Source organism: Vibrio ishigakensis (assembly GCF_024347675.1).
GTDB lineage: Bacteria > Pseudomonadota > Gammaproteobacteria > Enterobacterales > Vibrionaceae > Vibrio > Vibrio ishigakensis.
This window is the reverse complement of record NZ_AP024882.1, coordinates 776684-801386: the sequence shown is the minus strand read 5'-3', so window position 1 is coordinate 801386 and position 24703 is coordinate 776684. Positions and strand designations below refer to the sequence as shown.

General features: G+C 44.0%; 22 protein-coding genes. 11 read left to right on the top strand and 11 right to left on the bottom strand.

Translation table 11 applies throughout. The features are described 5' to 3' along the window. Positions 1 to 330: 330 nt before the first annotated feature. The 6 genes from Pcarn_RS17460 to Pcarn_RS17435 all read left to right on the top strand — a co-directional run bounded on the left by Pcarn_RS17460 (position 331) and on the right by Pcarn_RS17435 (position 6910). Positions 331 to 2952: an ExeM/NucH family extracellular endonuclease gene (locus Pcarn_RS17460; protein WP_261837202.1), complete on the top strand. Its 2622-nt coding sequence runs from the start codon at positions 331 to 333 to the stop codon at positions 2950 to 2952. Positions 2953 to 3215: 263 nt separating this feature from the next. Beyond that, positions 3216 to 3467 (top strand): hypothetical protein, encoded by a 252-nt coding sequence (locus Pcarn_RS17455; RefSeq protein ID WP_261837201.1) that lies wholly within the window; start codon positions 3216 to 3218, stop codon positions 3465 to 3467. Between the two features lie 129 nt (positions 3468 to 3596). Beyond that, positions 3597 to 4691, top strand: a complete 1095-nt coding sequence (locus Pcarn_RS17450) for a DUF3179 domain-containing protein (RefSeq protein ID WP_261837200.1) — start codon at positions 3597 to 3599, stop codon at positions 4689 to 4691. Positions 4692 to 4814: 123 nt separating this feature from the next. Beyond that, positions 4815 to 5063, top strand: coding sequence for a hypothetical protein (locus Pcarn_RS17445; protein WP_261837199.1), 249 nt, complete (start codon positions 4815 to 4817; stop codon positions 5061 to 5063). Positions 5064 to 5135: 72 nt separating this feature from the next. Then, a complete protein-coding gene (locus Pcarn_RS17440; protein ID WP_261837198.1) occupies positions 5136 to 6107 on the top strand; it encodes a DUF3179 domain-containing (seleno)protein in 972 nt (323 codons plus the stop codon). A gap of 26 nt (positions 6108 to 6133) precedes the next feature. After that, complete coding sequence (locus tag Pcarn_RS17435) at positions 6134 to 6910, top strand: hypothetical protein (protein WP_261837197.1); 777 nt, start codon at positions 6134 to 6136, stop codon at positions 6908 to 6910. 45 nt (positions 6911 to 6955) lie between these two features. On the opposite strand, the gene Pcarn_RS17430 is transcribed toward Pcarn_RS17435, so the two are convergent. Next, positions 6956 to 8047, bottom strand: coding sequence for a hypothetical protein (locus Pcarn_RS17430; RefSeq protein ID WP_261837196.1), 1092 nt, complete (start codon positions 8045 to 8047; stop codon positions 6956 to 6958). A gap of 205 nt (positions 8048 to 8252) precedes the next feature. Between Pcarn_RS17430 and Pcarn_RS17425 the strand changes: the two genes are divergently transcribed. After that, positions 8253 to 9065, top strand: a complete 813-nt coding sequence (locus Pcarn_RS17425; protein ID WP_261837195.1) for a fumarylacetoacetate hydrolase family protein — start codon at positions 8253 to 8255, stop codon at positions 9063 to 9065. Here the strand turns inward: Pcarn_RS17425 and Pcarn_RS17420 are convergent. From Pcarn_RS17420 to Pcarn_RS17410, 3 genes are all read right to left on the bottom strand, one after another. Beyond that, complete coding sequence (locus Pcarn_RS17420; protein ID WP_261837194.1) at positions 9055 to 9534, bottom strand: DUF4149 domain-containing protein; 480 nt, start codon at positions 9532 to 9534, stop codon at positions 9055 to 9057. The genes Pcarn_RS17425 and Pcarn_RS17420 overlap by 11 nt on opposite strands. Before the next feature lie 467 nt (positions 9535 to 10001). Continuing rightward, positions 10002 to 10733 carry a hypothetical protein gene (locus Pcarn_RS17415; RefSeq protein WP_261837193.1) on the bottom strand — a complete coding sequence of 244 codons (732 nt, stop codon included), beginning with the start codon at positions 10731 to 10733 and terminating at the stop codon, positions 10002 to 10004. Positions 10734 to 10848: 115 nt separating this feature from the next. Beyond that, positions 10849 to 11685 carry a LysR family transcriptional regulator gene (locus tag Pcarn_RS17410; protein WP_261837192.1) on the bottom strand — a complete coding sequence of 279 codons (837 nt, stop codon included), beginning with the start codon at positions 11683 to 11685 and terminating at the stop codon, positions 10849 to 10851. A 147-nt stretch (positions 11686 to 11832) separates the two neighbouring features. On the opposite strand from Pcarn_RS17410, the gene yegD reads away from it, so the two are divergent. Then, complete coding sequence (gene yegD / locus Pcarn_RS17405; RefSeq protein ID WP_261837191.1) at positions 11833 to 13182, top strand: molecular chaperone; 1350 nt, start codon at positions 11833 to 11835, stop codon at positions 13180 to 13182. A gap of 511 nt (positions 13183 to 13693) precedes the next feature. Here yegD and Pcarn_RS17400 read toward each other — a convergent pair. Further along, on the bottom strand, positions 13694 to 14194 hold the full coding sequence (locus Pcarn_RS17400) for a GNAT family N-acetyltransferase (RefSeq protein WP_261837190.1): 501 nt from the start codon (positions 14192 to 14194) through the stop codon (positions 13694 to 13696). A gap of 58 nt (positions 14195 to 14252) precedes the next feature. After that, positions 14253 to 15257, bottom strand: coding sequence for a trypsin-like serine protease (locus Pcarn_RS17395; protein ID WP_261837189.1), 1005 nt, complete (start codon positions 15255 to 15257; stop codon positions 14253 to 14255). A gap of 361 nt (positions 15258 to 15618) precedes the next feature. Between Pcarn_RS17395 and Pcarn_RS17390 the strand changes: the two genes are divergently transcribed. Beyond that, on the top strand, positions 15619 to 17151 hold the full coding sequence (locus Pcarn_RS17390) for an inorganic diphosphatase (RefSeq protein WP_261837188.1): 1533 nt from the start codon (positions 15619 to 15621) through the stop codon (positions 17149 to 17151). 30 nt (positions 17152 to 17181) lie between these two features. Here Pcarn_RS17390 and Pcarn_RS17385 read toward each other — a convergent pair whose 3' ends face one another. From Pcarn_RS17385 to Pcarn_RS17365, 5 genes are all read right to left on the bottom strand, one after another. Then, positions 17182 to 17994, bottom strand: coding sequence for a crotonase/enoyl-CoA hydratase family protein (locus Pcarn_RS17385; protein ID WP_261837187.1), 813 nt, complete (start codon positions 17992 to 17994; stop codon positions 17182 to 17184). A gap of 61 nt (positions 17995 to 18055) precedes the next feature. After that, the gene (locus tag Pcarn_RS17380; RefSeq protein ID WP_261837186.1) at positions 18056 to 18511 is read right to left on the bottom strand and encodes a hypothetical protein; all 456 of its coding nucleotides are present in this window, start codon (positions 18509 to 18511) and stop codon (positions 18056 to 18058) included. Positions 18512 to 19299: 788 nt separating this feature from the next. Further along, on the bottom strand, positions 19300 to 19872 hold the full coding sequence (efpL, locus tag Pcarn_RS17375) for an elongation factor P-like protein EfpL (RefSeq protein ID WP_261837185.1): 573 nt from the start codon (positions 19870 to 19872) through the stop codon (positions 19300 to 19302). Between the two features lie 509 nt (positions 19873 to 20381). Next, positions 20382 to 20594, bottom strand: a complete 213-nt coding sequence (gene cspE / locus Pcarn_RS17370; protein WP_261837184.1) for a transcription antiterminator/RNA stability regulator CspE — start codon at positions 20592 to 20594, stop codon at positions 20382 to 20384. A gap of 251 nt (positions 20595 to 20845) precedes the next feature. After that, positions 20846 to 21259 carry a GNAT family N-acetyltransferase gene (locus Pcarn_RS17365; protein WP_261837183.1) on the bottom strand — a complete coding sequence of 138 codons (414 nt, stop codon included), beginning with the start codon at positions 21257 to 21259 and terminating at the stop codon, positions 20846 to 20848. A 506-nt stretch (positions 21260 to 21765) separates the two neighbouring features. Between Pcarn_RS17365 and Pcarn_RS17360 the strand changes: the two genes are divergently transcribed. Together Pcarn_RS17360 and Pcarn_RS17355 are read left to right on the top strand one after the other, a co-directional pair. Further along, positions 21766 to 23013 (top strand): MFS transporter, encoded by a 1248-nt coding sequence (locus tag Pcarn_RS17360; protein ID WP_261837182.1) that lies wholly within the window; start codon positions 21766 to 21768, stop codon positions 23011 to 23013. Positions 23014 to 23067: 54 nt separating this feature from the next. Further along, the gene (locus Pcarn_RS17355; RefSeq protein ID WP_261837181.1) at positions 23068 to 24534 is read left to right on the top strand and encodes a glycoside hydrolase family 32 protein; all 1467 of its coding nucleotides are present in this window, start codon (positions 23068 to 23070) and stop codon (positions 24532 to 24534) included. The last annotated feature ends 169 nt before the right edge of the window (positions 24535 to 24703 follow it).

Sequence of the window (24703 nt, the reverse complement as noted above, 5' to 3'; positions counted from 1 at the left end):
GTCAGACGCAGAAGTATGCTAGTAAACAAAAATTAAAGGAATGCTACAGTTTCATTTAAATTAAAATACATTAAAAATCATAAACTTAAATACAATTTGTTACATTTATATAGTGTGAACTTTTTATTTATAACTAGGGGTGCATAAAGAAGTGAATCGTGACAAAAATCACACCAAAATGAATAAGTCATAAATAATATGCCAGTATGTTTCAGATATATTAAAGAATTAATATCAAAATAAGTAACTCTGATTATTTGTGCATTTAATTAAAACAATAATTTTATAAAATCTGCTATCAAATAAAACAAACCTTTATCAAGGACCAACATGAAGAAGTTCAATATAGCTTGGACACTACCTTGCTTCTTACTAGCAGGAAATGCGAGTGCAAATATTATTATCTCGGAGGTGGTAGAAGGGTCTAGTTACAATAAAGCAATCGAGATTGCGAATGTCGGCAATCAAGCCATCACACTTAATGGTTATAAGCTACAAAAAGAAACCAATTTTGGTGGAGAATGGAGTAGTGATTACGAATTAGATGGTATAACCCTTGCTCCAATGACTACTTATGTAATTGGTCATAACCACGCTAATGTCGACCCTGATCTACAGGAAAGAGTTGATGACTTTAATGGCAACATCACCAACTTCAACGGTGATGATCCGTTGCGCCTTCTTCTTAATGGTGAAGTCATTGATATGTTTGGCCCAAACTCTGACGTCACCGACCGTCACGACTTCAATAAAGATATCACTTTTGTACGTTGCACTTACGAAGCAACGCCAACATGGGATGAATCACAATGGTTCACCCTACCAAAAGACGACTGGAGCGATCTAGGTAACATAGAAGAAGTGTGTGAACTTCCAGAGCCACCACCAGGTGATCCTGCAACCATAATGCAACTTCAGGGTGAAGGCATGTGGTCACCTTATACAGATCCACGCAACGGTAAGTTTGAATCTGACGAAGTCTTTGAAGTTACGGGAGTAGTGACCCATGTTCAAACCTCTAGCCTAGGCGGCGACCTCACCACGGGCTTCTTCATTCAAGACCAACACGGTGATGGCAACCCAAAAACCTCGGATGGTATTTTTGTTAAAGGAAGCCCTGCAGGCCTTTCTATAGGCGACGAAGTAGTCGTAACAGGTACCGTTCTAGAACACTATTACTGGACACAGATTAACTCAACGAACATAGAGCGCACTGGTGTCACTGGTATAGATATAGCTCCAACCACCATCGAGCCGATGGACAGCGACGAAACCTTTGAGCACACCCTAGAGCGCTACGAAGGTATGTTAGTGCGCGTCAACGACAAAACTGATATGCACGTAACCCGTACATTTGGGTTTGATTACAGCTCTTATCGAAACAATATGGTGCTGAGCCATAACTCAGTAAATTATCACCCGAACCAGTTCAACGTACCTTTAACCGACGCAGCCAAAGCGCAGGATGAGAGTAATGCTGAGCGACGCTTATTTGTTGAGTCACCATTCAAAGCCGCTGATGGTGTAGTGCCTTGGTATCCAGAATTTGCTCAAGACAATGGCACAGGAACCACAGATGACTATATCCGTGTCGGTGCAACACTAGGTGAACAAGGCCTTACCGGCGTGCTGGGTTACTCGTATTCAGAGTATCGCCTCTATGTTAACAATGAGGCGGATAACGAAACCTTCGTTGCCAATGAAAGACCAACAACAGCTATCTTGAAAGAAGGTGAACTGGTCGTTTCTAGCTTCAACGTAGAGAACTTCTTTACCTCTCCATTTGGTGGTCGAGATAACCCTCTTGAGCAAAACCGAGGGGCAGAAAGTACTGAAGAGTACGAGATCCAACTCGAGAAGATCGTCTCTGCACTTATCGCGATTGATGCTGATATCTATGGTCTCATCGAGATAGAGAACAACGGCTTTGATGAGCAATCTGCAATCTACACTCTAGTTGAAGAGCTTAACAGCCGACTGGACAAAAAAGAGCAGTATGAGATTGCGATGCCAGCCAAACTTGAAGGCGAAGGCTACGTGGGTACCGATGCGATCACCAACAAGATCATCTATCGCTCAAAAGCAGCCAAGCTGCGTGATGTGCATGTTATAGAACTGCCACAGCAACATGTCGACTTGGGAGATGGAAACTTCAAGCGTGCTTACCAACGCGATGCCTTCACCGCTTCGTTCAAGGTAAACCATGCCAAAGAAGACTTGGTTATCTCTACCAATCACTTTAAATCTAAAGGCTCTACCTGTTGGGAAGACGAGCAAACTGATGACCAGAAGAACGACGTCAATCTGCAAGGAAGCTGCGAGCACTTCCGTGTTTCTGCGGCTTATCAACTTGCCAAAGAACTAGAAAAGATCGACGGTTATAAGGTGCTAATGGGCGACCTAAACAGCTATGGCTTAGAAGACCCTATGCTCATTCTAACCAACCGTGAGCATGCACCAGAAAGCTATGAGACCTGGGCTGCGCGTGATACTTATATTGGTGGTGATGAGACATCTGGTACTCCACTGCACGGTGAGCAAGGTGCGCTTATCGAGCACTCATATGGCTACATCGATATTGTCGAAGAACTAAAACCTCACACCTACAGCTACTCCTATAACGATACAGTAGGAACCCTAGACTACGTACTGGTGGATGCTGACCTTAAAGGTTATGTAGTAGATGCTCAGGTATGGCCAATCAATGCCGTAGAGTCGACGTTGTTTGAATATTCGACCCAATACAGTGGTGACCTACCAAAGTATGGCGACCCGTATCGCTCTTCGGATCATGACCCTGCAATTGTTGTGTTCCAGTTTAAGAAGAATGGTGGTGGCAACGACTCGCAAGATGGGCAAGGTTCAAGCTCAAGCGGCGGTAGCTTCGACTTCCTACTACTGATGCTGATTCTTACGGGTTTCTTCATAAGAAATTATCCAAGGATTAAGTAATCTCTCACCCTATAAAAGCCGGCTATTCAGCCGGCTTTTATTGTTATGTGAAAAGACTTCCAACAAAGGCAGTACAACCATCTCCAATAGAATTACTAACCCTTAAGTAGCAAATTACTAACTAGTTCGAAAAATCACTAGCATTAATTCGTACTCAATATTAATATCTGCGACCCACAAATTTAAGTGGCTGAGTTTCGCGGCTTTGGCATCGAAAAGCCGATTTTGAAAACCTTTACCTAATTAACGTACTAGATATTGATATGAAGCTTACACTCCAAAATTTGTACATTGCTACAGCCTTATCAGCTGCCTTGTTCTTATCTGGCTGTGCTTCTAATCACCCAGCACCAGGTTTCCTTAAAAGAGCTGAGCCACCTGTAATAAGCAAAACCGGTAGACGCTGGGGGTTAGTGTATCGAGTCTGCACCAATGACTACTCAATACTGGATCTGATGCCGTTTCGGATAGCCGTGAATGGCTTAGGGGAGCTACTTATTCCCTGTGAAGAGTAATCATCACTATTCACCCAAGCAAAATACTCACATAAAAACCTTCTATATCTCACCTAAAGTTAGCTTTATTAATTAAAACGTAACCAAAAATTACAATAGCCCTCGTTGAATTAATGAATAGGCTATTTAATGAAAATACTGTTTAACGTATATGCTTTTGTCTTGGCTTCTATCGCTATTTACTGCGCGATTCTAATGACCGAGCCAGGTCAAACACTTAACGTACCTCGCGACTGGGTACTTAATTATTATCGTTACATGGAAGTATTTTGGTTAGCACAAGCTCTTGCTCTAGTGGGTCTTTGGATTGCGAACACTAAAGGTAAGTTTTGGAAACCGGTCTGGATGTACCTTGCAACCGCAGGTGTAGCATTCACTTTCTGGGCTCAATCCTACGCGATGCCAGCGGCTTTCCCGACTGAGCAATTCACTGCAGATTTCTACTCTGTTGAAGAAGCGGATAAGGTAATTCCAGACGAAGATTCAAGGGTCTACGTAACTCATATCAATGGTGAAACACGCATCTTCCCTCGCTACCACCTGCAGGTTCCACACGTAGCGGGTTGGAAATCGGAAGGTACTGAGTATGCGGTTACTTACTGCGGTCTATCCAACCTACCTATGGTGGTAGAAACCGATTACGGTCTCGGTGAATCAGACTTCCAGGTTCTTGGTCAAACCCATAACAACTTGATCTTTAAAGATGTAAACAACGGTACAGCGATCCAGCAGATCACTATGCAGTCAGAATTTACTGACCACTCAACCACGGTTCACCCAAATACACAGATGGTTTGGAGCCAAGCGAAAGAGATGTACCCAGATGCCATGGTATATGTTTACGGTATGGAGCGAGTTCTAGACGAAGTTATCCTTGGTCTATTTGAGAAACCGCTACAGAACCAACGCAATATCAATAACCCGGACTTTATCTTCGACACGCTTAACCTTGAAGATACACGTCTTAACCCGAAACTAGAGATTTTCGGTTACGACAACGGCGTAGAGCAGATTGCAATCGACCCTGAGTTTGCCCGTGCAAACAATGGACATAAGTTTAATGTTGGTGGCGAAATCCTAACTATCGATACCGACGGTGAGATTGTTCGAGTTCTTAACCAAGCTGGCGCTCAAGTACCAACCCATAACGGTGTTCACTACGGCATTTGGACTCAGTTCTTCCCTAAAACCCGTGTTCTGACAGCAGAAATCATCGATTTCTAAACTCAGAAGCCAAGTACCTCACTCTAGCTTGAGTGAGGTACTTTCTTACAACTCAATTCTTGTTATAGAACATTCAATATTTAATAGTGAATTTCCTTTTACACTAATATGAAGTAACGATTAATGAAGACTATCCCTAGAAATAAAAAGCCTTTAAAACACTTAATTCTTATCTCACTTTTTTCTGGTTCTGTTTATGCCGATGTCCACAATGGCCCAGCAGCCCCGAGCAACGATGACCTTTCTTATCAGGTTTATAACCAGCTCTTGGAAGAGTGTATTCATGCCGGTGGTACTACGACTGAGTGCGTGAAAAACACCAATAATGTTTTCGCCTCTGAAACTGAAAGACAGAGACAGAACCAAGAGTAATTCCTAATGAGAATGGTATTTAGTTTTGCAGTATTCGCTGTCACAGGTTTTTCATTATTAGGTTTGTTCATAATGGCGCCTGAATTACCAGTGAATATATCTAAGACATTTCGCACCAACTGGTATCAAGCATTAGATGTTTATATTGCGTTAGCTATGTTGGGCTTCGTGTCTCTCGCACTACTAAATCTATTCAAAAAATACTGGCATTTTAGTTTTATAAGCCTGGCTGGAGCAGTGATTGTCGCATCAAGCTACATACAGCTATTCCCTGCACAACAAAAGGTTCAGCCGGCTTCCTACTTCGATGTGGAAGTCGCTGACAGGTTTATTCCAACCAGCGATAACCGGGTGTACGTCACCAACATAAGCGGTGAGACTCGTATCTTTCCTAGATATCACTTGCAGCTGTCTCAGGCTGCTAAGTGGAGCGTCGATGGCACAGACTATGTGATGACATTCAGCAATTCATCAAATCTTCCTGTGGTGGTAGAGGTGGCACCTGAGTCGAATCCCTCTCAGATGCAACTGCTTAAGGAGGTCGACAATAACCTAGTGTTGAAACACCAAGACCACAGAATTGTGATGCAACAAATCATGGTTTCTGATGGTGCAAAGCTTGGTCCTTTTACCCAACCCAACACCATGATGACTTGGGAGCAGGCAAAAGGGATGTATCCGAATGCACTGGTTTATCTTGTTGATTTTAATGAAAGTCTGATCGATGAAAATGCAGAGATTAATAGCTCTCTATATCCAGACACCTTGGCATTAGAGAGTGACAGAGCAGCTCCAGATGGTAAGCAAGAGGTGTACGGTTATAACAACGGTGAGCAGCAAGTGGCATTTCATCCTCATTTTGCCGAGTCCAACCACGGCACCATCATAAGTATTGGCGATGAACTGCTGCAGATAGGAACTGATGGCGACGTGGTACAGCTGTTTGATTTCGTCACCGGCAAACAAAAGCATGTGCACAATGGCGTTTACTTAGATGTCTGGTCGCACTTCTTTCCAGACTCAGCACTAATTACCTACAACTAATTTTTTATTTTTAAAGACGAACTCCCATGACTAAACGCATTAGTAGTCTATGCCTCGTAGCGCTTGCTATGGGGCTAGCATCAGGAGGAGCAATCGCTAAGGAAAGCAATCAAAAGCCAGATATTTACGACAACGAAAATAAGCACGTTGACGACCCAACACGCATAGTAACTCGTCTTGGACTTGGCTCTGACTACAACTTTGAATCAGAGCAAATGGGCTACGCTATTACAGGCTCTATAGGCCTTAGCGAAGCACAGAAAATCAATGCCCGCTATCACCCTGAAACTGACGAATGGAGCCTAGGTGGTTCTTGGTTGTTTGACTTCGGTATCGTTAACTTCAATTTTGGCCGAAGTGAATACGAAGACGGGTCTAATTTTAACAACTACAATATCGGCACTTTCGTCCCTCTATCTGTATTTGGTATTGAACCCAATGGCTGGCAAATATTCCCAATGGCCGGATTCAACTACAACGAGGGAGAAATAGCTATCGAACAACAAAATGCCTCGAGTTTCGATAGCTCACTCAATGAATATGTGCTCCATCCAACGAGCAGCACAGGTGGCTACTTAGGTTATTTTTCACTAAAGCCTCTCGATGATAAATACACCATCATGTCTTTCGGCGGTGCCTCGGTGGGTTCGAATGACTATTTTGGTTATTGGTTTGGCGTGGGTGCGGGTTATAAGTTTACACCCAAAGATTCGATAAAGCTGATGGGGATTGTTTCAGATAACGACTATGGCTCTGATCAAAAGTTAGTTGTGTCGTATTCACATACGTTTTCGGTTGAATGATGAAAAACGGCGACCGTTTAGGTCGCCAACTACTTTATTTGAAGATTAATCGTTACCGAAGTATCCACTAAACATGCTCTCACCTGCATACCATTGAATCTGATTTTTCCCTCTCACTGAGTTTGAGAACATCAACATATCTCCCTGGTATTGACTCTGTAGAGCACTATCCATAGTCATCAACTGAACAAGGTAAGGGATGTTATTTGGCTGCATTATTACTGTATCTTGATTTGAAGCAGCGTGTTGATATCCGAACGTGTGAGTCAATTCATGTAGAACAAGAGGGGCACTAGCTTTCAATGTACTGTTCGCCATCCCTTTAAGCTTAAAATAAGCCGATAACTGCCCTACATCACCTCTCGCATCACCACCCTGAAAATCTTTTACGGCATATAGTTTATAAGAGTTATGTTCTCTAACTAGAGCAGTATTTACAGCGGCTTTGAAATCAGCATAGGTATCTGGAACATCTTTAATGATATTTGGATATTCACCATAACCGGGTTGTGGTGGTTGATAAAAAGTCGAACTCTCTAAGTACTGAGTATTGCCATTAAACAACTTCACAAACTTAGGTGAGTTAATCACGAATGCAACACGACCAAGAATTTTATTCAGATTCGATTTAGCCTGTCCTTCGTGCGCCGCAGAGTCTTGGTAATCAGTCGCCACTTGTGTATTTGGATAGTAGTACTGATTCAGCGGTGCATTCCAGCTATACAGATCCATACCGCCTTTCTGACCTGAACCTTCGACAAAGTTATACTTGGTTTGAAATAAAAGATTGCCTGCGCCTTGCTTGGCTACAGCCATCGCATCCTCAGGCGAATGCTTAATTACATAATCAATGTCAGCCTCATCAAGACCTAACTGACGTAGGCTTTCTTTTTCAGCATTTTCTGTCAATTTATCTTGAGCTCTTTGCACCTCATGGCGTACCGAGCTTTCTATCTTATGACCAGTCTCTTCTAGCTTATCTCCTGCGTGTCTCGCACCCTCTTCAATCTTATCGCCCGCATGATGCAGACCTGCTTCTACTTTATCTTTAGCATGGTCAATCTTGTCACTATTACAGCCTCCCAATAGCAGAGAACCAAGAACCAAAACCGCCACATTTGTTAACTTCATTTGCATTTAAAACACCCTCATTTAATTCGAGTGCTCCACCCCTCCCCAGAGATGCACTTAGTTGAATAAGCCAACAAATTATGGGCTTAAACTTGGTTAACCCCTAATCAAACTATGATTGCATCTTTATGATCTAACTGTATTTACTGCCTCGTAACTGCATTAGCAGAAAATTTATCTATGCTTGAGAAACTACACAGGAGTGATGCAGATGAAATGGATTGGTGCGCTTGTCTCGATAGTCTTATCTTTCAACGTGTTTGCGAGCGTTGAACAATACGTTCGCTTTGAACAGCAGGGAAAGATTCAATACGGAAAGCTGAACAATAATCAGGTCTACCCTATCTCAGGAGACTTGTTTTCTGAGCACGAAATCTCGGATAAGGGCATCTCCCTCGATTCTGTAACCCTACTTTTACCTACCAAACCTGAAAAGGTGTTTGCCGTTGGGATGAACTTTGCCAGCCATCTTGCCTCATCATCTTCTGCTCCGCCCCCGCTGTTTCTTAAACTGTCCACCTCATTGATTCTTTCTGGGGAAACCATACAGGCACCCCAGGATGCTAAGAACGTGCACTTTGAGGGAGAAATGGTGTTGGTAATCGGTAAAACCGCCAAAGAGGTATCGCTGGATGAAGCGTCGGACTACATCTGGGGTGTGACGGTTGGAAATGACCTAACCGAGCGCAGTTGGCAAGGTAGAGACCTTCAATGGATGCGGGCCAAAGCAAGCGATGGATTTGCCCCTATAGCACCGACCATTTCCAAAGGCATCAATTATAAAGATGTAATGCTGACGACTCGTCTAAATGGCAAAGTAGTTCAGCAGGAAAGCACCAAAAATATGATTCATAGCCCTGAGAAAGTGGTGAGCTACCTCAGCCACTACTTCACCCTAAAGCCAGGCGACCTTATCTTTATGGGCACCCCAGGTAGAACCAAAGCCCTCAAGGACAAAGACGTGGTATCAGTATCCATTGAGGGCGTTGGAGAGGTCAAAAACGAGATTCGGTTTAACCCTTAAGCTTCATCAAATTTCTATAAGCCAAGATCAGGCCTGAAATCGCAGTTATCTTAAAGCTAATTTCTGAGGTCTTGTGGATTGAGCTAAACATAGGGCTTTGGGTTACTTCTGGGCCTTGCGCTTGAAGGTAAACAATCTCAGGTACGAAGTAAAAACTGAACATTAATCCCGTTGCTACCATCAGTGACATGCTGATCAGTGCTATCCAATCTGTTTGTACTTTAAAGTAGCGGTGCAGCTCGAAAATAAATGAAAACAAGCACACCAAGGCTAATGGATAGGAAAGGCGAACGAAGTTCTCAGTCATAATCAAGCCTTCTTGAAAACGGCTCAATTCAACACTTCCCAATGCCAGTTTAGAATTGAAAATAACTGGAGCAACCACAGCACCTGCAAACAGAGATGCTCCGATAACTCCAGTCAAAAGTAGAACGTAGATTATTGTGATATGTCGATAAAGAGCGGACATTTTCATCCTTGTAAGCCGGTGATTAGACCGCTCTAGTATACCGAGATTAGCTCAGGCTTCTAACCTGCTGACGTTGTATTTTTATTCCAATAATCCAGCTGAAAAAAAGCCCTAACTAAAACGAGTTAGGGCAAAAAATAAATTAAGCAGTCAGGTTCAACGAACCAAAATAATGAAAAAACAAGTTACTCATGAACTAAGACTTGTGTCCATTGCAAGTCTCGCTCATATATTGGCTCATACGAAGCACCGTAATCTGCCAATACAGTGGGTAAAGACGATGTCATCAGAAGACCAACAACAATCGCTAGGTATATTAGAGTTTGCGTTTTACTCGATTTCACAGCTTTACCTATTCCGAATAACCAACCTAGGTCAGATATTCAGTCAATTAGGCAAATCCTTCTGCACGGGTTTACAACCAAGACGCTAATTGATGGGCTCGCATCTTGGAAATAGCTTTTGGGCTAGAACTGGTAAGCTAGACCTAGGGTCCAGATACTATCGTTTTCCATGGCTGGGTGCAGAGGAGCACCAACAGGACCAGAACCACTTAATTCGCCCTCAGCGGTATTAAAATAGGTATATTTTACATACGGAGTAAAATCATCGATTTGAGCAGACAGAATTACTTCGTGCTCATTTGTACGGAAGCTATCTTGAGTAAAGTACGCGAATCCACCATCACGAATATACCCACTTGTTCCATCACTATTTTCATGCGTGTATTTATAATCAAGACTGAACAAACCAAAGGTCATCGAAGTACCCGCAATAAACTGATTGGTGTTAATAGCATTGTCATTCAGGTTCTCAAATACTTGACCTGAACGGTTATAACCATAACCACCGAACACACTGAAATTCTCATTGAAGTTGTAGGCAAGAATAGCTTCAAGAAGCATTTCTTCACCGGTTTCCCACTTACCTAGCTCACCATAAAGATTTAGGTCTAGGGCATCGGTGAGGCCGAAACTGTAACCATAACCCGCTGCTAGCCAGCCTTGGTCATCAAAACCGATATACACATAGCCATCTTCAGAGGTTTCGATAGTTGCACCCGCTTCCGTGGTGTAAGTGCCATCATCGGCAGCATTTGAAGCAACGTTTTGTTCGATATAAAGCTCAACAGGTGCAGCGGCTGCAGATGCAGCGAAGGCCAAACCGATTGAAGCCGTTAGTAGCTTTAACTTGGACATAATAATCTCCCGTGTAGAGACAGTGATGAGCAGTATTTGCTCGGATGCGGGAGATTATTTGATAAAGATCACTTCATATAAATAAAGCCAACTTCACTTGTGAAATAAATCTTATTTATGAATTAGCGAAAACTTGATGGATTTGTTCTCGTTTTTGCTTGTGGAAAGGATCGTTTAAATAGCGTCGATGGAAGATCAGATTGTATCGAAGTGGCTTGAGCTCAAACGGGAACTCATAGATTTTCAACCCAAGAGATGGAGCCAGTTTTTCAGCTAAGGAGCGGTTGGATGCAGCAACAAAATCTGTAGTTGAGGCAAGCAATAACATGCTCGATATTGAGCTAGTTTCTATCTTAACCTTTCGCAGAGGTAAGGGAGTTTGAGCCAGGTAATCAAGGGTATTTTGCTCTCCCCTACGTATCCTTAGCGCAATGTGCTCCTCAGCAAAATAGCTGTCGAAATCAATCTTCTCAGTAATTCTTGGATGATCGGCTCGAACGAGGCACACACCATCTTCTTCGACCAAATGTTCCACAATCAAGCCTTGTCGCTTGGTCTCTAGTACATCGATGATAAGGTCGACTTTTTGGGTTGTAAGGTCATCAAACAGCTTGTCTTCTTCAAGAGGGGCTTCAGAAAAGCTCATATTCTGAATGTGGGCGACCTTATGCAGCATAGACTCTGCACAATAAACCTTGAGCTCTTGCTGACTTTCGGCAATCACCTCAAGGGTTGCCAATGGGTCCTCTATTCGGTTCGCCAACGAAACTGCAAAACCCGTAGGCGCAATTCCTCGTCCTTCTCGAACAAACAGTGTCTGACCTAGATTTGCTTCAAGGCGCTTCAACGCCGCGCTGACAGCAGGCTGAGTAAGGTCGAGCTTTTCTGCTGCAACGGTAATTGAGCGACAACGATATACCGCAAGAAAGGTAGAGAATAGATTCAGATCCATAGTTCGATTCCAAGAATATGCTTATAAAATCATAGGGATATACATCAATTTGCTCAAGCCCACTTTGCGAACATAATTTTCTATTCTGGAAACTTGCGATCGAAACCTATATGATTCGCTCCCTTTTTTGATTCGCGGGAGAAAGAGATGATTATTGGTTTTGACTATGGCACGGCTAACTGTTCGGTCGCACAAGCAAAAGATGGTCAGGTAAACCATGTCTCTTTAGATGGTGAGAAGTATATACCGTCTACCCTATGCGCTCCTACATCAGAAACCATCTCTGAATACCTGTTTAAGAAACTCGATATCCGCCCTGCAACTCCGGCAGGAGAGGCAATCCTAAAGCGCGCTATCGTTGAAAATCGCGAAGAAGGTATCGACGTACTTGAAGAAGAGGTTCTGTTCGGTAAACCCGCCCTAGACCTCTATCTGCAAGACCCGAAAGATATCTACTACATCAAGTCACCTAAATCTTTCCTTGGTGCTCGTGGCCTGCGTGATGTTCAATTGGCTTACTTCGAGGACCTAGTGTGCGCCATGATGGCGAACATCAAGTCCAAGGCGGAAATTAGCCTAGAACAAGACCTGAGCCATACGGTGATCGGTCGCCCAGTAAACTTCCTTGGCCGTGGTGGTGAAGACTCCAACCTGCAAGCTGTGGGTATTCTTGAGCGCGCGGCTAAGCGTGCAGGTTTTAAAGAAGTCGCTTTTCAATATGAGCCTGTTGCAGCGGGCCTTGAGTATGAGAACGCCCTGACTAAAGACCAAAACGTATTAGTGGTCGATATCGGCGGTGGTACCACCGACTGCTCGATGATCCAAATGGGACCAAGCTGGCGTGGCAGTGCTAAGCGAAGCCAAAGCTTGCTAGCACATACCGGTCAAATGGTGGGCGGTAACGATCTCGATATCCACATTGCCTTCCAAAACTTTATGAACGAGTTTGGTAAAGGCTCACGCAAGACATCAGGGCTAGAGCTTCCAGTAAGTCAGTTCTGGCATCCAATCCTTATCAATAACGTTCAAGCACAGCGTGAGTTTTATTCGCAAGAAAACCTTGCTGTACTCAAACTATTGGCTCGCGAGGCTATCGAAAAGGATAAGGTTTCACGCCTTATTAAGCTTCATGGCGATGCACTTGGCTATGGGATCGTGGCTCAAGCAGAACGCGCAAAGATTGACCTTGAAGACAATGCAAATTATCTCGCTCAGCTAAATCTTATCGACGAAATTCTTGAAGTTCCGGTTTCTAAACAAGAGATGGAACAGGCCATCAAGGTGCCACGTGAAAAGATCCAGAAATTGGTGGCAGAGGCGGTTACTCAATCTGGTATCAAGCCGGATGTTATCTTTATGACCGGGGGCTCCGCGCGTTCTCAAGTGCTTCGTGATGCTGTACAGGCTGAACTACCGAATATTGAAGTGGTGAGTGGCAACTACTTTGGCTCGGTAACTGCGGGTCTAGCTCGTTGGGCTGAGATTATTTACAAGTAGATAGCTGTCAGCAGCAAGCTTTCAGAGTGTATGGGCGATAAAAGCTGATTATGTTCGTTATAAAGATCACGGATAGGCTTTGCCTTCCGTGATGACGAATAGTTGAGCGTGGCGGAATATATCAATTCCAGTCATCCCGGTAGGCTCTTAGCCGGGATCTTCTAAACAAACAGAGAACCAATCCATCAACTATAAACTGATAGCTTTCCGATAACCCTTTTCCAAAAGACTCGAAAAACTACCAGTACCTAAACGCATCTTGATGAATATACTGAGAATAAGTTGCTAACAGTGAAATGGGTGTCTAACTTGAAAGTAGAGTGGCATCAATGGAAGTGAGACGTATTTATGAAACTCAAGCCGATTCAATTTGTCCTAGCGGGAGCCATTTTTGGCTTCACCATGAACAGCCTCTATCACTATTCAGCCAACGCGAATGAGATAGCGAGCAGTTCATCCTCATTATTCTCAGAATGCACCATCAGTAAAGAGGGCTAAATGCCCTCTTCTGCTATTGATTAGTCTTGATTCTGGCCATGTGATAAACACTGACGTATTCTCCATCTCGGAAGGCGTATGCCTCAGATTCGCCCTCTATCTCAAAGCCAAACTTACTGTAAAGACCCAAAGCAGCTTTGTTATCCACAAATACTGTGAGCTCAATTCTTAGAAGGTTTAGCCAGTTGTCAGCTAGGTCGACCATAGTTGCCACCAAGGCGCTGCCAACCCCTTGTCCAAGAAACGCGTCTTTAACGCCCATACCAAAAGAAGCCACATGACGACGCCTTGGGTTCGGGCAGACTTCCATACCCAGATGACCCACTATCTCGCCTTCTACCTCTGCAACAAAGGCATACACGTTGTCTGGAATGTTAGAAACGCGCTTTTCCCAAAGCTCGAGAGAAGGGTTAGGAAGTTGCAAGGTGCCTGAATAGGCGTTCTCCCCTGCGTAGATGTCGCGAATTGCCTCAGCATCCCGTGCTTCGGCTCGGCGTATACTAATCCCTGTCATTTCAATCCCTTACTTCTTTGATAAGTAACAAAAAAGTATCACGGATTGAAAGCAGGCTCTAGTGCTTGCGGCGTCTCCAAGCGAACATAGCTAAGGCTGTAAGACCGAACCATCCCAAACTACCACCACTATCGTCACCGCTAGAGATTGTCTCTTCCTCTGCCCGTACGAAGTTGTCGCGGTTTTCTTGGGTCACCACTATCTTAGGTACTTCAAAACCGTTTAATACACGGTTAATCCAATCTCGATACTCAGCCACCTCGGTGTAGGCAGACGAATAATCAGCGCTTGGGTCGCCACAGTCAGATGGTCCAAAACTGGTTATCCCGACCTGGATATACTGCCCGCCACGGTTCCAATAAAGCGGTCCACCTGAGTCACCACCACAGGTAGAGTTTCTCAAGCGTGTTTCAGAGTTAAAGTCTCCCTGTAGGCAGAGCTGTCGACTGTTGATCCCGGCTGAGCGGCATTGACTTGCACTTAGCAGAGTTTGAAAAGTGCCCTGCAGAACATTGGAGTCATCAGAGCCGTCGGTGGTGAAACCGTGACCGATGACGAACATCTCGGTGCCGATAAAATCATAAGAGGCAATGTCCGAAGGACTGGCAAGGGTGACATACTCACTCGGGTCGACCTCTAACGGCTCTTCAAGCTTAATAATGGCGATATCATCAGGCCAACTCAGCGCCTCGCTATCTCGAAAACCATCAGGGTAATAAAATTCGCTGGCACGATACAAACCAACGCTACCGTTTAAAACCTGAAGCTCGTTCTGTACCTGAGGAGCGACCGAGGTGTAGGTGTAATAGTAGCTATCACCCTCGACACAATGGGCAGCAGTCAGTACATGATAGGCGTCTAGTATGGTGGCACCGCAGTAGTTTTGATAGAGACCAGAAGTATCTAATTGATCGAAATAGAGGCTGGCAAAAGAGGGAAAGTCATCAATCGAGACGTTGATGCCATTGACGATATAGGTGGAATTGCTTCCACTGTTAGCTAGGCCGACACCAGCATGCATCGAGCCTAACAATAAACAAGCTACGGAAACTGCTTTACGCATACCCCTCTCCCTCGCAAGCGAACCATTCCATCCAAGCTCTCGTTTGTACGCTAGAGCTCTGGTGTAAGTTTAGTTGGTAATTCCTTTACCCTTAATCACTATAACCCCTACCTTGGTCCTACTTCCATTAAATTGATAACAATTCAATAACTTAATGACACACCTCAAGCCATCATCATTTAGTACTAAGCCCGAGAAACATTTGGTAGATATACAGAAGACCCTGATCTTAGGGAAATATTTCACTTAGATGAAGAATTGTAAGTAGATTTTGGATTTCACTAACAGTGAAACATTGTAGTAACACAACTCTTCTATAAACGACCTTGATTTGAACAAACTAACCTTCAATGGACTAATCATGAAACAAGGATATCTACTGCCTCTAGTTGCAGCGCTCTCTTTCCCACTTTATGCACAAGACAAAGTGGGCGATGTCATCAACCTATCTCTATCTGAACTGCACCCTACTCAGCCCTCAATCGGTTATGACCAGGTGATGTACAAGCTAGGACGCTATCAGTTCGATATTAAAAAGCAGTTTGATGAGATCTGTGAGGCATCGGGCCAAAAAGGTCTAGAGTCATTTAGCAAGAACTCTGTACCGGGAGTACCGTCCTCTTTTGAGTGTGAAGAAGAAGTGGGCAGCATCAAGAAAGACATGAAGACTGTAGTGATTGCTCCCAACGGTGAATACTACCTAACCGATGGCCACCATACCTTCAACACCTTCACTCATATGAATGGTGGTGGCCTGAACTTTAAGGTTAACGTGGTTATCGACGGTGATTACCGCAACCTAAAAACCATGGATAAGTTCTGGGATGCAATGGCGAAAGATGGCAACACTTGGCAATACGATCTAAACGGTGAGCCAATCACACCAGACCAACTACCTAAAAGCCTAGGTATCTACAACTTCGACAATGACCTATATCGCTCTCTGATGTATTTCTCACGTGACGTCAGCTGGAACAAACCAAAGCAGCCAGTACCTTTCCTTGAATTCTATTGGTCTAAGGAACTACGCAAGCTGACCGATGCTAATCAGTATGATCTTGCGTCTATGGAAGGCTACAAAGCCGCTATCCAAGATGTGTCCAAGCACCTGCTTTCTATCAAAACCGACAGCGTAGGTGGCTCTGGTAAGTCGACTCAAGAGATGGGCATTTTCGAGGGCTATCAAGAGAAGGGACTAGAGAAGGTTTCTAAGACCAAGGGCAAGCTGGACTATATGCTTCGCTTTAAGACCTCACAGTCTGGTAATGGTCTAGCTTACGATGCCACTCAAACGCCGGTAACAGTGAACCAAGTAGATACCTTTACCATAGAGCGTAAACGTAGTTTCAATGACTACCCTGTTATTAGCGCCAACGGCTCTATCAATGCCATCGTGGAGATCCCAACCGGTACCTCTGCTAAATGGGAGCTTAATAAAGAGAACCCAAACCAGATCATCTGGGAATTTAAGAACGACGCACCACGCATCGTGAACTACCTTGGCTACCCTGGTAACTACGGCACTATCCCTCAAACCGCACTGCCAAAAGAGCTCGGTGGTGACGGCGACCCGCTTGATGTACTGGTTCTAGGTCAGGCAGTACCACGTGGTGATGTGATTAATGTGCGCCTGATTGGTGTGCTTAAAATGATGGATGATGGCGAACAAGACGATAAGTTGATTGCGGTTCTTACTAACGACTCACCCTTCTCCAACGTGAAATCAATTGAACAGCTCAACAACGACTTTGTTGGCGTAAGTGAGATCATCAAGGTTTGGTTCGAAAGCTATAAAGGCCGTGATGGCGGTATGGAAGTGCTTGGTTGGGGTGAAGCCGAAGAAGCAAACTCTATCCTAGAACAGGCTAAAAATAGCTACCTCACAATGAAGTAACGATACGCGCCTCATAAAAGAGGCGCACTGCTACTTAAACTGTCTATTGATATAGGCGGGCTTATCATCGGGGTTGCGCTCTCTTTTGACCGCAACCCTTTGATTTTTACCCATCATCACCTTGATTTGATACCAAGTCTCAAGCGCTAATGCTCTGCCTGGCGTCGACCACCAAGTGTTGTGATAGAGCTTCTTGTTGGCGGCGAGTATGTCTGGCGAACGATTGATACATTCCAGCGCTAGTTCATAGGCTCTGGCAAACGGGTCCTCGGCAATCTTGGTGACTAGGCCATATTCTTTGGCTTTTTCACAATCTATTACCTTAGCCGTCATCGCCATCTCAAGGGTATGGTCTTGACGCATCAACTCGCGAAAGGCAATAGCGCCTCCCATATCAGGAATCAACCCCCACTTGGCTTCCATAATAGAGAAATTGGCATCAGGAGAGGCGATACGAAAATCACCACCACTCACCAATTGCAGACCACCGCCCCAACAGCGCCCATGAATAGCAAAGATCACAGGGCATGGGATATCTCGCCAACCCAATGAAAACTTTTGCGCTAAATTAGGTTTAAATGGTAGCCACTTGAACAGCAATTTAGCGGCGCCTTTCTTATCACTCAGGAGCGATTTCACATCTAGCCCTGAACAAAAGTCATTACCCTCTGCTTTCACTATCACTGCACGTATCTGTTTGTTTTTACTCAGCTTACGGCTCATGTCATTTACTGCCATAAACATCTCAAGATCTATAGCGTTGAGCTTGTCAGGACGGTTTAACGAAACAATGGCAATCTGGTTTTCATCTACAGTGCAGGTGATGCGAGAGGTATTGGACATGGAGTGCTCGTACTTAGTGGTCTTACCAGAAAGATAAGCAAGATCTCAGCTTTTGAAAAAATCACTTTTCCAACTCTGTGACTTCGCTACAGCCCAACAGCGAAAAACCTATACCGATCTCCAGTAGCTGTGCCTGTAAACGTCGTACAAATGACGCATACAATGTATGACTGTCTGAGCTCTTGGATAGACGATGAAACTCTCGCTGCTCTTCGGTCTTAATCATCGGGTGTGTGCAGCACCCAGCATCACTAACCGACACCTCTAAACTAAACAGAGATAACTCCTCTTCACACGAACGCTTAAGCAAACTGTGGAAGGCTCGGCAAGTACGCTTATCCAACGAAAAACGTACTGCTGATTGAGTCATAAACGCCTCAACCTCATCAATGGCAGGATCCAATATCTCCCTGAGCACTATGTCAGGCACGGTATGAGTTGTATTCGTTTCTAGCCAAACGGATACACGAACCCTAGAGACACAAGCATAACTTGCATCAAAGGTAATTTTATACATATTTAAAATATCCAAATCGCTCTGATTAATAATACAACTCAGAGTCTGTTCTACTTATTTAACTTTCATTTAAGCTAATTATTGAAAGCTAAATATAAGTTCCTTTTAATTTCCAAGCATTTATTGGTTTCGTTTTCTAATTATTAATACAATTAAGCTCGGTATAATTTTAAGTTGAAACCTCTTTTATGCCTCAGTCTCTCGACGCTAGTAGAGTAACTTTCACACTGATTACAACCAGACCAAAGATGTAAGTGAGAGTGAGCGGTCTGAGTGAAACGGCCGTGTTTCGGGCATTCTATCTCTATTAAGCTTGTCTGGTTCAAGGCCTGCTCTGGCACTCTTGAATAGTCATATAAGGAACCGTAACGTTGCCTTGCCTTGAGGATAAACTCATATCGGCTCATGCTTTCACTTGGTTCAGTTGAAATAGAATCACAAACTGATTCTAAACTAACGCTACTGTCTGACCTGCTGTACATGCTCCCCTCCCATAGCGAACATACTGGTATACACCAGCGAATATTACTCCGCTAAAAAGACATATTGAATCATAAAATTAATGTTTCAACTTTTAGTTGAAACCATAGTCAACCTGGAGCATATGCGTAACTTACAACAAATCGCTTAATATTGGCAGAACAATCATTGGTAATATCTATTATTCCAACCTCGATCAATTAAATGACCAAGAAAAAATATATGTTTGGATAAGAATAATTTATATCGAACAAAAAAAATACACGCTCAAAGGCGTGTATTTTTAAAGTTTGATTTAAGTAATTAGATTACTTTTCTGCGCGGCCCATGAATGATTTATCAGAGGTGTTCACGCGAACCTTTTCACCACCAGCGATGTATTCTGGAACTTGGATGATAAGACCAGTAGTTAGAGTAGCTGGCTTAGTACGAGCACTTGCAGATGCACCCTTGATTGATGGGTCAGTTTCTACAATCTCAAGCTCAACTACAGAAGGTAGTTCTAGAGCAACTGGGTTGCCATCAACACACAGAACGTAAAGGCCTTGTGTCTCTTCGTTGATGTACTGGAGTTCTTCTTCAATAGCTTCTTTGTTGAAGTTGTAAGGCGTGTAGTCTTCATTGTCCATGAATACATACTCGTTACCATCGATGTAAGAGAACATAGATGGGTGGCGGCTGAAGTCAGCTAGGTTGATGATTTCATCTGCCTTGAAGCTTTCATCAGCTTTTGCACCTGTCGCTACATCGTACATGCGCATACGGTACAGGCTTGCACCGGCACGGCCACTTGGAGTTAGTTTGTTGATTTCTTTAACAAAATAAACTTTACCATTGTGCTCGATAGCGGCACTTTTTTTAATTTCACTTGCCTTTGGCATTTCAATTACCTTGATCAAATGGGGTCAAATTCGCTTGATTATACAACCAATAACGGCTTTAAACACCATTTCTAGTGTGACATAAGATAAAGGAGTGAAAGGTCACATCCGCACAGTCAAAAATGCAGATTGAAATGAATGAGAAGTAGACGAGGTGAGATTAGAATCCCTAACGATCACCGAGTTAGGAGGTTCTGTTTTCTAGTTTAAAATAGAAACTAGCGTGTTTTTCTTTGTTTATGAGTAGGTTCTGTACGCAGTTTTTGGAACCAAAAACGTTTGCGACCGACTGAACGAGACATAAAACTTTCCTTATATAAATAAACCATGAATGTTGAACTAGGTTCAAACACAGACGGTAGGTGTTGCTTTTATATAGTGTTGCGAAGGAAAAATTTAACGTGACGACATTTAGGAGCAGTAAATGCGAGAGAGGTTATTTTTGCGGTGTTACGATATAAAAAGATAAGAGAGTATGGATGGCATAGAGCCACCCATACAAAAACTGATTAAAGTACAGTTACTTCAGCAGCTTGAAGACCTTTTTGACCTTCTTCTACGATGAACGATACTTTTTGGCCTTCAGCAAGAGTGCGGAAACCGTCAGAAGCGATAGCACGGAAGTGAACGAATACGTCTTTGCCGCCGTTGTCTTGAGTTAGGAAACCGAAGCCTTTCTCTTCGTTAAACCATTTTACAGTACCAGTAGTTTTGTTAGACATGATGTCACCTTATTAAAAAATATATAGTTCGCTAATGCGCGTATGCTGCAATTGTGAATTATTGAATGTTACGATGAAGCTAAGAAACACAAAGGATGACGACAGAAACGCAGAAATACTGGGGTTTACTTTTACTTGATAACTCATTAATAACTCTGAATCACAGAGTGGGTTGCATAGTACACTAATTGGACAGCCAGTAAAGCCTTTTATTTTACCTATTGCACAATACTGGCTTAAGTGAGGAAGTTTCACTCTAATGAACAACTCATCACCACATCGCTGGCTTGGTCGTTCTTGTCTTCTCGGAGCCACCCGAGACTTTCATACAAACCTGGGACATGGGTATAGGCATACAACTTGGATTGACTTTTAACCTGCTGTCGACCAAGGAAGATAAGCTTGTGAGCAATCCCTCTATGTCGCCAAGCCTCGCTTACGTAAACCGCATTGACCCAGATAACTTCTCTGTCTGACTTTGGTTCAGCAAACTTTGTATAGGCAATTCCCCCAACTACCTGCCCCTCAACAATGGCAACGATAGGCTTAGGCAAAGTGCTGTCACCCTCCGGCTCATATTCGGGCCATTCACTCTTAAACAAGCTAGTCAGATTAGCAAAATGAGGAGAATCATCGGTGATACGTTGGTAGCTAACCTCAAACATGACTAAAGCGCTCCTGGAAGAATAACTAAACAAAAAACATGCGAAAAATCGAGTGGCAAAGCATAGTGACCTAAAAACTCGAGCATAGAGTAAATTTACCTAACATCATTCTCAGCTCGAGAAATTGCTTACGATTATCGATATAAATCAATAAGATAACTTAAAATCTCTCATAGTATAGACAATATTTACCTCCTCTTCTGCTACGACTGCAACAAGCAGAATCCATGTAATGAAAAACTCTCTAAGCACCATTGAAGTCTGAGATATGCCTCTAACTTTTCAGCCACAAGATCACCTCAAAGCTAGGATCTTCTCACATTTTTCGATCCTTCGACTTGTTGAAAGCAATTCAAAGGTAGAGAATCCACTTTAAATGTTAACGTTAACTTTTAAGGTGACATTTGAGAACGCACTGAGTATGCGTTTTTAAAACCCAGCAAATGATAACGTTAACATAAACAACAGAGATTATACTTACTACTGCGTACCTACACGAGGCTTCCATGATTTTTGGTAAAAACAGGAACTACATACTGCTCAGCGCCACGCTGTTCTTTTTCTTTGTCACTTGGTCATTCTGGTTTTCACTATTCCCGATTTGGCTAAGCCAACATCTGGGTCTTGATGGCGCTAATACAGGTATTATCTACTCGCTCAATGCCATTGGTGCTCTTTGTTTGCAGCCTCTCTATGGTTACCTACAAGACAGACTCGGTTTGAAAAAACACTTGATGTGGTTCATCGCATCGCTGTTGGTATTCGTAGGTCCATTTATCATCTTCGTCTACGGTCCGCTTCTTCAAACCAGCATAGTGCTTGGTGCTGCTGTGGGTGCTGTATATCTGGGTGCAGCCTTCTTCGCCGGTGTGGGTGCAATTGAAACCTATGTCGAGCGTGTTGGTCGCGTATCTAGCTTTGAATTTGGCCGTGCACGTATGTGGGGCTCGCTGGGTTGGGCATTCGCTACCTTCTTTGCGGGCACCTTTATCAACATCAACCCGAACATTAACTTCTGGCTAGCATCTCTATCTGCAATCGTGGCTGCCATCATGATCATGATGGTTAAGTTCGATAAAAACGCAGATCAGCAAGACGTTGACTCAGACCCAGTAAAAGTGACTGACGTTCTAGCGCTTATCAAGATGCCGCGCTTCCACGCCTTTGCCCTGTACATCTTTGGCTGTGCTTGTATCTACGGCGTGTACGATCAGCAATTTGCCATCTATTTCTCTTCTCAGTTCCCAACAGTGGAAGAAGGCAACCGCATGTTCGGTTACTTGAACTCGCTTCAGGTATTCTTAGAAGCGGGCGGTATGTTCCTAGCGCCTTTCTTTGTTAACCGAGTAGGTGCAAAGAACTCACTGGTGATTGCGGGCTTTATCATGGCAACGCGCATCATCGGCTCTGGTCTAGTAGATGGCCCAATCGGCATCTCTGTAATGAAACTTCTGCACGCAGTTGAACTTCCAATCTTATTGATTGCGGTATTCAAATACTTCAGCAAGAACTTCGATACTCGCCTTGCATCGACCCTATATCTATTTGGCTTCCAGTTCGTGATTCAGGTGTTCACCAGCATCCTGTCACCATTGGTAGGTCATTCTTACGACGTGATTGGCTTCCAGCATACCTACTTGATCCTTGGCTCAGTGGTAGCAGTGTTCGCTACCCTATCCATCTTTACCCTAGTGAGCGACAAGACTCCCTCGGTAAACCCTGAAGAGCAGCCCAAAGAGCTAGCAACGGCTTAACCCTTTATCCCCTCTCTGCTTGAGAGGGGAATCCGAATTTCCCTTGGAGTTACAATGAATAACGACACTCAAACACCCAACCAGTTTGTTCAAAACAAGGCAGCAGAGATCAACTGTCACCACCGACCAGGTTTTCACATTGCCGCTCCTGCTGGCTGGATTAATGACCCGAATGGCCTGTGTTTCCACAACGGTATCTACCATGCTTTCTATCAGCACCATCCGTATTCATCTGACTGGGGACCCATGCACTGGGGCCATGTAACCTCAAAAGACATGGTGCACTGGGAGCATCAACCTATCGCCCTTGCTCCGGGCGAAGAAGGCACCTGTTTCTCTGGCTCTGCGGTTTCAGTTGGCGATACTCTCGCATTGCTTTACACCGGCCATAGCTGGCTTGGAGAAGAGGGTGATGATGACCACATGAAGCAGATCCAGTGTCTGGCGACCAGTGAAGATGGTATCCACTTTGAGAAACAAGGCATCATCATCCCTGACGCTCCGAAAGCCGATATGGTGCATTTCCGCGACCCTAAGGTATGGAATGAAGACGATATCTGGCACATGGTTGTGGGTATGAAGGATGGTGAGCAAGGCCAAATTGCCTACTACCAATCCGATGACCTTAAAAACTGGGATTACAAGGGTGTGATGACGGGAGCAAGGCCTGGTATCGGCTTCATGTGGGAGTGCCCAGACTTCTTCCCTCTTGAAGACAAGCGCGTAGTTATCTGCTCACCTATGGGGATGGAAGCGGACGGTTACAACAACCTGAACTTCCACCAAAATGGCTACATGGTTGGTGACCTAGATAAAGAAACCTGTAAATTCAGCTTCGAGAAGTTTGTTGAACTGGATTATGGTCATGACTTCTATGCCTGCCAAACCTTTGAAGCCGAAGATGGTCGACGCATTGCTATCGCTTGGATGGACATGTGGCACAGCGAAATGCCAACTAAAGAGCGAGGCTGGTGTGGTGCACTGACCCTACCACGCGAGCTAAAACTCGATGGCAATGGCAAGATCTGGCAAACCCCAATCCGTGAACTAGAAACCCTGCGTCAGCATAAATTCGACACCTCGAACCTAAAGAAAGTAGACAGCCAAATCTTGGATACGGGGATAGAGGGTGACCTTTTAGAGATCAAAGCCAAGTTCTCTCTTGCGGGCAACAGCGCAGAACGATTCGGTCTAATGCTACGCGTTGGTGATACGCCATTTGAACGCACCATTTTGGGTTACGACAACATGGCCAAGCGCGCTTTCTTCGACCGCACCCTTTCAGGCGAGGCGGTTACTGGGGTGCGTAGCATCGACCTAGATACCTCAAGTAACTCAGTAGAACTTCACATCTTCCTAGACCGCTCATCAGTGGAGATGTTCATGAATCAGGGCGAACAAGTGATCACCAGTCGCATCTATCCATCAGAAACTAGTCTAGGTGTTAAGCTGTTTGCTGAAAATGGTTCGGTGGAACTTGAAGAGCTATCCATCTGGAGTCTTGAAGATATCTGGAAGTAATTCTCGAGTCTGATTTGTTTGATTCTTAACACCCGGTACCTAGTATCGGGTGTTTTGGTTTAACAACATACCATTCAATATATTAATACAATAACTCAAGAATAATTACTGGTGGTTCGCTTTCATTTAGGAGACATAGAAATCCAACCCAAAACTTAATCCATAAATT

What these genes read in the sequence shown, in the direction of transcription:
- Pcarn_RS17450 (WP_261837200.1), top strand. Translation starts at nt 3,597, where the DNA reads ATGAAAATACTGTTTAACGTATATGCTTTTGTCTTGGCTTCTATCGCT.
- Pcarn_RS17440 (WP_261837198.1), top strand. Translation starts at nt 5,136, where the DNA reads ATGGCGCCTGAATTACCAGTGAATATATCTAAGACATTTCGCACCAAC.
- Pcarn_RS17430 (WP_261837196.1), bottom strand. Translation starts at nt 8,047, where the DNA reads ATGCAAATGAAGTTAACAAATGTGGCGGTTTTGGTTCTTGGTTCTCTG.
- Pcarn_RS17420 (WP_261837194.1), bottom strand. Translation starts at nt 9,534, where the DNA reads ATGTCCGCTCTTTATCGACATATCACAATAATCTACGTTCTACTTTTG.
- Pcarn_RS17395 (WP_261837189.1), bottom strand. Translation starts at nt 15,257, where the DNA reads ATGCGTAAAGCAGTTTCCGTAGCTTGTTTATTGTTAGGCTCGATGCAT.
- Pcarn_RS17380 (WP_261837186.1), bottom strand. Translation starts at nt 18,511, where the DNA reads ATGTATAAAATTACCTTTGATGCAAGTTATGCTTGTGTCTCTAGGGTT.
- Pcarn_RS17445 (WP_261837199.1), top strand. Translation starts at nt 4,815, where the DNA reads ATGAAGACTATCCCTAGAAATAAAAAGCCTTTAAAACACTTAATTCTT.
- Pcarn_RS17365 (WP_261837183.1), bottom strand. Translation starts at nt 21,259, where the DNA reads ATGTTTGAGGTTAGCTACCAACGTATCACCGATGATTCTCCTCATTTT.
- Pcarn_RS17400 (WP_261837190.1), bottom strand. Translation starts at nt 14,194, where the DNA reads ATGACAGGGATTAGTATACGCCGAGCCGAAGCACGGGATGCTGAGGCA.
- Pcarn_RS17360 (WP_261837182.1), top strand. Translation starts at nt 21,766, where the DNA reads ATGATTTTTGGTAAAAACAGGAACTACATACTGCTCAGCGCCACGCTG.
- Pcarn_RS17390 (WP_261837188.1), top strand. Translation starts at nt 15,619, where the DNA reads ATGAAACAAGGATATCTACTGCCTCTAGTTGCAGCGCTCTCTTTCCCA.
- Pcarn_RS17355 (WP_261837181.1), top strand. Translation starts at nt 23,068, where the DNA reads ATGAATAACGACACTCAAACACCCAACCAGTTTGTTCAAAACAAGGCA.
- Pcarn_RS17425 (WP_261837195.1), top strand. Translation starts at nt 8,253, where the DNA reads ATGAAATGGATTGGTGCGCTTGTCTCGATAGTCTTATCTTTCAACGTG.
- yegD (WP_261837191.1), top strand. Translation starts at nt 11,833, where the DNA reads ATGATTATTGGTTTTGACTATGGCACGGCTAACTGTTCGGTCGCACAA.
- Pcarn_RS17460 (WP_261837202.1), top strand. Translation starts at nt 331, where the DNA reads ATGAAGAAGTTCAATATAGCTTGGACACTACCTTGCTTCTTACTAGCA.
- Pcarn_RS17385 (WP_261837187.1), bottom strand. Translation starts at nt 17,994, where the DNA reads ATGTCCAATACCTCTCGCATCACCTGCACTGTAGATGAAAACCAGATT.
- Pcarn_RS17410 (WP_261837192.1), bottom strand. Translation starts at nt 11,685, where the DNA reads ATGGATCTGAATCTATTCTCTACCTTTCTTGCGGTATATCGTTGTCGC.
- Pcarn_RS17435 (WP_261837197.1), top strand. Translation starts at nt 6,134, where the DNA reads ATGACTAAACGCATTAGTAGTCTATGCCTCGTAGCGCTTGCTATGGGG.
- Pcarn_RS17455 (WP_261837201.1), top strand. Translation starts at nt 3,216, where the DNA reads ATGAAGCTTACACTCCAAAATTTGTACATTGCTACAGCCTTATCAGCT.
- cspE (WP_261837184.1), bottom strand. Translation starts at nt 20,594, where the DNA reads ATGTCTAACAAAACTACTGGTACTGTAAAATGGTTTAACGAAGAGAAA.
- efpL (WP_261837185.1), bottom strand. Translation starts at nt 19,872, where the DNA reads ATGCCAAAGGCAAGTGAAATTAAAAAAAGTGCCGCTATCGAGCACAAT.
- Pcarn_RS17415 (WP_261837193.1), bottom strand. Translation starts at nt 10,733, where the DNA reads ATGTCCAAGTTAAAGCTACTAACGGCTTCAATCGGTTTGGCCTTCGCT.